Below are 7,531 nucleotides of genomic sequence, written 5' to 3'. Positions count from 1 at the left end.
GTGGTGATGGGGTGGCCCCGGCCTGCCGGGTGTCGGGGTTCACGGCAGGCCGGGGCCGTGGTGCCCGTCCGCGCCGGGGGTCGCGGGCGGGTGGTCTCTCAGCCGGGTTCGTCGCCCGTCGGCCGGGCGGCGGGCTTTTCGGCGATCACAGGCACCATGACGCCGGGCCCGGAGCCGGTGTCCAGCCACCGCATTTCCACCGACTCTGCCGGAATTCTCGGCTGGGGAGCGGCGGCACGAAGGGCGTCGGCGACCCGCTCCACCGCGTCCGCCCGTACCACCCCTACGTGCACGTAGCTCCTCCCGGACACGCTGACAACCGGCCTGATCGAGCCCCAGTCCCGCTCGGGCAACTCCAGCCCAGCCAGCGCGTTCCGGATCGCCTCCGCCGCCGCCTCGGCCCTGGCACGGGCATCCCGCCACACCTGCATATCCATCATCGCGCCGCCTCCCCACCAGCACACCGAACGCACACACACGGCGGGAACGCGGCGACCCTCATCGACTCCGGAGGCAGGACCGGACTCTCCTCATCACCGACCGTCACCTTCGGCGAGACGGGCAACCGCGTCCCGTCCGGGCCCACCCGGTACACCTCGATCGTCATCACGGCTATTTGCCCCCTGTCAGGTCAGCTCTATGCCTCAACAGTCGCAATTTGAGGCGCTGTCGTCACGGTCGCGGCTGTCCAACTTCTTTGGCAGCGCGGAACCCCGTTTACCTGCAAGAACGTGGGACTTCGGGCTGAGATCTGGGCGGATCGCGCCTCTAGGCGGAGCGGGAATGCCTCTCCTCTGGGTAATCCGGTGGCTACGGTGAGCACACCGCCCCTGCACGTAGGGAGAGCTGATGACGCCACAGGCCAGGTCTGGGACCAAGAGCGAACGGGACGCCCTGCGCCATGAGATGACAACCGCCGGGTGCAGCCTCGCCGACATTGCGGTGGAGATGCGAGTCCGCTTTCGTATGCGTCCGCGTGAGGCATGGCGTCACGCCCATGGCTGGACGCTGCAAGAGATCGCGGAACGCATCAGCTCATGCCCCGGACAAGCCATTGCCGCTGACGCGTCCCTTGTCAGCAAGTGGGAGAAGTGGCCAGGCCCCAGCACGCGTCGACCGAGCCTGTCGGTCCTCGTTGCCGCCGCGACGGTGCTGGCCTGCACGGTCGAGGACCTCCTCGACTTGGACGACTACCGGGCCATGCCAGAGAGCGACATACGCGTCCTCCAGCACCACACTTCGGAGGTAGCGCAGTTCATTGAACCGCCCGCGTCCCACGCGACAGTACCGCCGAGCGAAAACGATGTCCTCGCTGCTGCCAGTGAGTCCGCTACGTGGGCTCAATGGGCCGAGACCACCAATGTGGGGGAGGTAGCCCTGGAGCAGATCCTTGCCGACGTTCGGACTCTTGCCGACGACTACCTCACGGGTGACGCAGTTGAGCTTTTCGGCCGCACGCGCAGGCTCCGCGACCGCGTTTTCAGTCTCATAGAGGGACAGCACCCGCCGCAGTACTCCATGGACCTGTATGTCTCCGCTGGCTATCTGTGTGGGTTGCTGGCCTGGATCTCCAGTGATCTGGGCAACCTTCGCGCAGCCGACACGCAGGGCCGCACTGCATGGCTCTGTGCCGAGATGGCTGGGCACAACGAACTGCGGGCCTGGATTGCCTCGACCCGAAGCAAGATTGCGTTCTGGGACGGCCGCTTGAAGGATGCCATCAACCATGCCCGGCGCGGCTGCGCCTACCACCCGCAGGGAACCGTTGGCGCGCTACTGGCCTGCCAGGAGGCCGATGCATGGTCCAAGCTTGGCGTAGCAGATGAGACACGGGCCGCTTTGCAGCGCGCCGTGGTTGCACGGGAGAACCCCGTGGGCACGGACGACATCGGTGGCATCTTCTCCTGCCCGACAGTCCGGCAGGAGAACTACACCGCAGGTGCGCACCTGCGCATCGGCGCTCATCTCGATGCCCTCACGAGCGCTGAGTGGGCCCTCGACCAACTCCGTGCGCAACCGGGTCGCGCCTATGGGACCGAGGCGCAGATCCACATCACCCGAGCCGCAGCCATCATCGGAATCGATCAGCCAGATGGTGTTATGGAAGCGCTGGCCCCCGTGCTCGCCATGCCACCAGAGCAGCGCCTCGCCCCCATCACCCAGCGGATGCAGGACCTCGGCCAGGCCATGGCCAGAGGCAGGGCAGCCACCGGATCGGTGACCGTCGCCGCGAGGCAGGCCCTGGAAGAGTGGTGCGCGGATTCCGCCTCCCGGCGGTTGGCCCTCTCGTCAGGAGAGGGTGTGGCCTGATGGGATCGGGGACATGACCACAGCGCCTGAGTACATGCGGGACCACTGGTGGTGGCGGCCGGGCTGGAGCGTGGGGCGGCGGTTCTACACCTGGCATCTGACGTTCGACGGACAGCCCGACGTTCACCGGTTCGCCGCCGAGTGCCGTGCGGTGCTCGCCCCTGTCGGCGGGATCGACCTGATCCCCGACCGGTGGCTGCACCTGACCACGCAGGGCATCGGCTTCGTGGGCGAGGCTGCCGAACAGGACGTGACGGCCATCGCGGAGGCGGCGAGACAGCGGCTGGCCGGCCTGCCCTCCTTTGACATCAGCCTGGGCACTCCCGTGGTCGACCCCGAGGCGATCCTCGCGCCCGTATACCCGGACGCCCCGGTCCGCGCGGTCCGCGACGCCATCCGGTCCGCGATCGGTGACGTACTGACCGAGGTCCCCGAGCGGGCCGAAGGCTTCACCCCGCACGTCTCGCTCGGCTACAGCAACGGCACTGGCCCGGCCGCCCCACTGGCCGCTGCCCTCGCCGCAGCAGATATCCAGGATGCCCACGCCCGCGTCACCCACACCGACTTGATCGTGATCCACCGGGACAGTCGCATGTACGAGTGGGAACCACACACCCGGATCCCCCTCGGCTGACCCGCGCCGGAGGCGACACGCGCACGGCGGCTTCACACACGGCGACGCGCGAGGAAGGCCGCTCCCCAGTGGCGGCCTTCCTCGCGCGGTGAGGGCCGGACGTTACGACGCCCCCAACTTGTCCAGGTCGAGGATCTCGCTTGGCGCGGGCTCCTTCGCCTGGACCGGTTCGTCGAAGGCGGAGAAGGTCACCGTGCCCGGCTCCTGGTCGTCTTGCGCTTCGATCTTCAGGATGTACGGCTTGCCTTCCGTGGCGACGTACAGGCTCTCCGTCGAGGTGCCGTCCGTCTCGACGAGCTTCAGCGCCTTCCGGCCGCCGACCGTGGTCTCTCCGGCTCGGCGGATGGCCGTTTTCCTGTCGACCACGACTTCGCGCAGCACGACGTTGAGGTCACAGAGTTCGAGCATGCCCTTGGCGTCGGGATCGGAGGGGTTCGCTTTCATCCAGCGGCCCTTCATCAGCGCGACCGCCGCGTCCCTGTCCGCCTTGGGCTCTCCCTTGACCTGATCCCGCAGGAACGCCTCGTCGGGCCGCATGTACGCGGTCTTGCCGATCCTGAGTATTTCGAACGAGCCGGACGAACCGGGGGACATCGTGCCCACGCAGTCGCCCCGCGTGCTCATGGCTATCCGGCCCCTCAGCGGCCCCTCAGCCAGCTTGATGTCCGTTTCGACGGTCAAGGACGTCGCCTTCTTGGTCGTCTCGATCGCCATCGTGGCGATCTCGGAGCCGGTCTTGCCCGGGAACGCCTCGGCGTCGGCGGACTCCGGCGACGCGCTCGCGGCGGTGCCGGAGTCCGGGGAGCCGGGGGAGCCGCTGGAACTCTGCGAATCCTTCGGTCCCTTCGGCTCCTTCGCCCCCTTCGCGTCCCCGTTGTCCTGGCAGGCCGTGGCGCCGAGAGCCAGCGCCGTGGCGAGGGCCGCGACCGCGAGGGGCCGACCTCGGAAGGGGGTGATGACAGACATCTGGTTCTCCGTCCAGGGGGTGCTGGTCCTTGGGAAGGGAAACGTCAGACTGTCAGTTCCCACTGGGCCGGGTCGTGGTCGAACCCCGGAGTGATCTCGACGGTGAGGTTCTTGGCGTCGGCCGGGGCGGAGAAACCGAACGTCACCGTGGCCTTCTTGCCCGGCATGATCATGCCGTCGAAGCTGCTGTCGACCTTCTGGTCGAAGATCTGCTCGGCGGTGACGCCGTCCGCTCCCGCGCGGGCGTCCGCGAGGACCAGGGTGGAGTCGAACTTCTTCGTACCGGTGTTCTCGATGACCACGGTCACCTTGTACGCCTTGTTGCCCGCGGTGTGCCCGGCGGCGACCTCGCTCGGGGTGAAGGACTTCGGCGCGGAGACGGTGACCTTGAGGCCGTCCTTGTAGGCGGAGGCGTCGCCGGCCCCGAGGCCGCCCTTCTCGCCGTCGCCCCCCTTGCCCTTCGCCTTGCCCTTGTCGTCGGAGCCCGCCGCCCCGCTCGGCTCCGCCGAAGCGCTGATGTCGCGGATCGACTTGTCGAACTCGTCCACCGCGTCGTCCATGACCTTGAACGTGAGTACCGCGCCGACGATCGCGAGCACCATCGCGACCACTCCGAGGGCCGCGCCGACGGTGCTCGCGGCCTTGCCGTACTTCGAGCGTCCGCTCAGTCCCACGATCAGGGCGACCAGGCCGAGGGTGCCGCCGAGCCAGAAGACGAAGGGGATCGGTGCCGTGACGATGCCGAGGACGCCGAGGATCAGCGCGGTGAGGGTGACGCCCTTGCGGGCGGGCGGCTCCGGGGGAGTCTGAGCGGGGCCACCCCACTGGGGACCGTACTGACCGTACTGGCCGGGCTGCGTCGAGTCGCCGTACTGGGGCTGCTGCATGGAGTGGGACATGGGTGTGCTCTCCCGGACATGACGATGGAGTGTGAGGCCGTGTGATGGGGGCACGTTGAGAACCCCGTGAAGCGGCGGGTCAATAAGACCAGAGCCTGTGAACCGAGTCAACATGGTTCACAAGGATTTGCTTTCCATCGTCTGTGAAGCGATCTCTCGGGAACCGTCGGTATGATCGGCGACACAACAGGGGGACAGAGAGCAGCGGGTACGGAGCACGGAGGCGGTCAGGTGCCGGAGAGCGCGAGCGAGGTCACCGCGGCGGGAATCGCCCGGCTCGCAGGAGTGGGACGGGCCGCCGTCAGCAACTGGCGGCGTCGGCACGCGGACTTCCCCAAACCGGTCGGCGGCACCGAGACCAGCCCGTCCTTCGCCCTCACCGACGTCGAACGGTGGCTGCGCGACCAGGGCAAACTCGCCGAGGTCCCCCTCCGCGAGCGCGTCTGGCAGCAACTCGCCGACCAGCCTGCGACCGCCACCGCGCTCGTACGGGCGGGCTGCGCCCTGCTGCTCGTACGGGACCGGCCGACCACCTGGCAGGAGCTGACCTCACGCTCGGACGAGCGCATGGCCGAACTGCTGCCGACCGCTCTGGAGCAGGTGCTCGGCTCACGCTTCGGCGACGACCGTACGGAAGTCCGTACGGAAGTCACCGCGGTACGCCCCGAGAGCATCCGTATCGAGACGGGCCGCTCCGACAGCGCCCGGACCGACAGCGCCCGGACCGAAGGCTCTCGTGCCGAGGGCTCCCGCCCCGAGCACACCGCCGCCTTCCTCCGCGCCGTCGGCGAACTCGCCGCCGAACTCGGCCCCCGCCAGACCTACGAGTTCCTCCTCGGCCGCTTCCTGGACGCCAACCTCCGCCAGTACACGCTCACCCCGCCCGGCCCCGCCGCCCTCATGGCGGCCATCGCCGCACCCGACCCGGACAGCACCGTGCTCGACCCGGCGGCCGGCGCCGGAACCCTCCTGCGGGCCGTCGAACACCCCGCCGCCCTCTACGCCCAGGACGCCGACCCCGACCTCACCGCGCTCACCGCGCTCCGCCTCGCCCTGCACTCCGACGCCACGGTCCGCGCCCGCTCCGGCGACACCCTGCGAGCCGACGCCTTCCCGGAGGTGTCCGCCGACGCCGTCCTCTGCCACCCGCCGTTCAACGAACGCAACTGGGGACACGAGGAACTCGGCTACGACCCCCGCTGGGAGTACGGCTTCCCGGCCCGCACCGAATCCGAACTGGCCTGGGTCCAGCACGCGCTGGCCCGGCTGCGCCCCGGCGGCACCGCCGTCCTTCTGATGCCGCCCGCCGCCGCCTCCCGCCGCTCCGGCCGCCGTATCCGTGCCGGACTGCTGCGCCGAGGCGCGCTGCGGGCCGTCATCGCGCTGCCCGCCGGGGCCGCGCCCCCGTACGGCATCCCGCTCCACCTCTGGGTGCTGCGCAAGCCCGACGCGGCCCGTCCCCCCTCGCCCGAGCTGCTGTTCGTCGACGCGGCGGACCTCGCCGGGTCGGGCGGCGGGCGCGACCGGCTCGACTGGCAGGCCGTGCACAACGCCGTACTCGACGCCTGGAAGTCCTCCGACCGAGCCGACGGCGCAGCGCCCGGCCGGAAGGGCGACAAGGAGACCGGCGGCGCGGGGGACCGGAAGGGCGCGGACGGTCGTACGGACGGCGGACGGGCGGCCGCGGGGGACCGGGCCGGGGTCAGCCGTACGGTCCCCGTCATCGAACTCCTCGACGACGACGTCGATCTGGCCCCCGCCCGCCATGTCCCGCCCGCCGCCGCCGGGCAGGACGCCGGCGAACTCCTGCGGGTACGGGAACGGCTCACCGACACCCTCCGCCTCACCGCCGAACTCACCCCCGCGCCCGCCGTCACCGGCCAGGCCCCGCCATGGCCGATGACCACCGTCGGCGAACTGGCGCGCGCGGGCGCGCTGGTGATCCGGCCGGGCACCGCGTCGGCCTCGCCCGGATCGTCCCAGGGCGCCGTCCTCACCGAACAGGACGTCCTCACCGCCTCGCCCCCCTCGGGCGCGCTTCCCGAGGGCTTCGACGGCGACGACCGCCCGGACGAGGAGCTCGTACGCACCGAGACCGGCGACGTCGTCGTACCCGTACTCGGCGGCGGATCCGTCGTACGCGTCGTCGACGAAGCCACCGCGGGCGCGGCACTCGGCCGCAACCTCCAGCTCCTGCGCCCCGACCCGAAGGCGCTCGACCCGTGGTTCCTCGCGGGCTTTCTGCGCGGCACCGCCCGTACCCGGCAGGCCAGCAGCTACGCCTCCACGGCGACGCGACTCGACGTACGCCGTCTTCAACTGCCCCGCGTACCCATGACCGACCAGCGGAGTTACGGCGAACGCTTCCGCGCGCTGGCCTCGTTCGAGGACACGCTGCGGCTCGCGGGGCGGCTCGGCGAGCAGTTGGTGCAGGGGCTCTACGACGGCCTCACGGACGGCACCGTACGGCCCGACCGGCAGCCCGACCGGTAACCGGAACGGGAGCGTCGGCCCGACCGGCCGCCTGAACACGGAGCGGCACCCGGAGCGGCGCGGGGATCAGCGGTCCCTGCGCTGGAACGGCGACCGGCACCCGGAGCGGAACCAAACGCGGAGTGACATGCGGAATCAGAGGTTCGAGGAGCCCTGGACAACGCATATGACAACAGGTCGGTACAACCCCTGAGCCGTTGCCCCTGTCGATGTATACGCTCGTCCTCTA

Annotated in this window: 6 protein-coding genes; 3 read left to right on the top strand and 3 right to left on the bottom strand. The window is 70.0% G+C overall.

Annotated features, from left to right (window positions below; translation table 11 throughout):
• Positions 1–98: 98 nt before the first annotated feature.
• Positions 99–440, bottom strand: coding sequence for a hypothetical protein (locus ACWEFL_RS34495; RefSeq protein ID WP_451720741.1), 342 nt, complete (start codon positions 438–440; stop codon positions 99–101).
• Between the two features lie 409 nt (positions 441–849).
• Between ACWEFL_RS34495 and ACWEFL_RS34490 the strand changes: the two genes are divergently transcribed.
• Complete coding sequence (locus tag ACWEFL_RS34490) at positions 850–2,310, top strand: helix-turn-helix transcriptional regulator (RefSeq protein WP_451720739.1); 1,461 nt, start codon at positions 850–852, stop codon at positions 2,308–2,310.
• A 13-nt stretch (positions 2,311–2,323) separates the two neighbouring features.
• Positions 2,324–2,944, top strand: a complete 621-nt coding sequence (locus tag ACWEFL_RS34485; protein WP_451720737.1) for a 2'-5' RNA ligase family protein — start codon at positions 2,324–2,326, stop codon at positions 2,942–2,944.
• Between the two features lie 102 nt (positions 2,945–3,046).
• On the opposite strand, the gene ACWEFL_RS34480 is transcribed toward ACWEFL_RS34485, so the two are convergent.
• The gene (locus ACWEFL_RS34480; RefSeq protein WP_451720735.1) at positions 3,047–3,910 is read right to left on the bottom strand and encodes a hypothetical protein; all 864 of its coding nucleotides are present in this window, start codon (positions 3,908–3,910) and stop codon (positions 3,047–3,049) included.
• 44 nt (positions 3,911–3,954) lie between these two features.
• Complete coding sequence (locus ACWEFL_RS34475; protein WP_451720733.1) at positions 3,955–4,809, bottom strand: DUF4352 domain-containing protein; 855 nt, start codon at positions 4,807–4,809, stop codon at positions 3,955–3,957.
• Between the two features lie 231 nt (positions 4,810–5,040).
• On the opposite strand from ACWEFL_RS34475, the gene ACWEFL_RS34470 reads away from it, so the two are divergent.
• Entirely contained in the window at positions 5,041–7,302 is a 2,262-nt protein-coding gene (locus ACWEFL_RS34470) for an N-6 DNA methylase (protein ID WP_451720731.1), read from the top strand.
• The last annotated feature ends 229 nt before the right edge of the window (positions 7,303–7,531 follow it).

This window comes from Streptomyces sp. NPDC004838, assembly GCF_053600955.1.
This window is presented reverse-complemented; position numbering and strand designations above follow the sequence as displayed.